The sequence below is a fragment of the Vibrio sp. Vb1755 genome (genome assembly GCF_033338635.1).
GTDB classification, from domain to species: domain Bacteria; phylum Pseudomonadota; class Gammaproteobacteria; order Enterobacterales; family Vibrionaceae; genus Vibrio; species Vibrio alginolyticus.
Window position 1 is genome coordinate 1 of record NZ_JAWOTA010000135.1, and the last position, 1454, is coordinate 1454.

The 1454-nt window shown below is 48.3% G+C and carries 1 pseudogene; it reads left to right on the forward strand.

The features are described from left to right. Nucleotides 1-1454, forward strand: a pseudogene (locus R7E00_RS23285) (hypothetical protein); the annotation flags it as partial.

Consider the following 1454-nt stretch of genomic DNA (forward strand, 5'->3'; position numbering starts at 1 on the left):
CATGCAGCTAACAGTGACAGCCTGACGATTGATTTCCCAATTATTGCCACCGATTTTGATGGTGATACGACTTCGGCGACCATTCCAGTCACGATTACGGATGATGCACCAATCATCGATAATGTTGTGCCTCTGGCTGTAGACGAAGATGATTTATCAGGCATTGGTTCAGACCAAAGCGACGCTGTGTTTGTTGAAGGCGCGTTTACGACCACCCAAGGTTCAGACCGTGTGGTGAGCTACCAACTTGATTCAACTTCTGATCCTGTCGCAGGTTTAACTTCTCAAGGTGAGCCTGTTACTTTGGTAGAGACTGCGAATGCCGATGGCAGCTTTACTTACGTGGCTACCGCGGATGGCAATCCGGTTTTCACCATGAACGTGAATGCAGACGGTACATACAGCTTCCGTCTAGAAGGTCCAATCGATCATGCGTTAAACAGCGATGAGCTAGTACTGAACTTCCCAATCATTGCAACAGACTTTGATGGCGATACGACGACCGCGACCATTCCAGTCACGATTACTGATGACGTTCCAACCATTAATAACGTTGTTCCACTGACAGTAGACGAAGATGATCTCGCAACAATTGGCTCAGACCAAAACGATGATGCGTTTATGTCGGGCTCTTTCAGCACAACTGAAGGCTCAGACAGCGTTGTTAAATACCAGCTTGATGCAACGGCAGATCCAGTATCTGGGTTGACCTCTCATGGTGAGCCTGTCGTGCTTGCTGAAACTGCTAACGGCGACGGTAGTTTTACTTACACAGCCACGGCAGATGGCAATGCCGTATTTGAATTGATTGTGAAGCCAGATGGCAGCTACAACTTTACACTGCAAGGTCCACTAGACCATGCGGTGAACAGCGACAGCCTGCAAATCGACTTCCCGATTATCGCAACAGACTTTGATGGCGACACCTCATCGGAGACGTTACCTGTCACTATCGTTGATGATAAGCCAACCATCACTGACGTAGATGCCATCACGGTTGATGAAGATGACTTAGCAACAATTGGCTCTGACGGCGCAGATCCAATTTCAATCGACGGCAACTTCACTACAACGCAAGGCTCTGATGGGGTAGTAAGCTACCAATTAGATACTGCTGCAACGCCAGTTGATGGTCTAACATCGCAAGGTGTGGCAGTGACGCTGACTGAAACCGCAAACGGCGACGGTAGCTACACTTATGAAGCGACAGCAGGAACTGAAGCCGTATTTACGCTGACCGTTAATACGGATGGTTCATACAACTTCACGCTGCAAGGTCCTATCGACCATGCGACAGACAGTGATGAGCTGACACTGAACTTCCCAATCATCGCGACGGATTTTGATGGTGATACCACCACAGAAACGATCCCAGTCACCATCGTGGATGATAAGCCAACTATTACCGATGTTGATGCGATTACTGTTGATGAAGATGATTTAGGCACGATTGG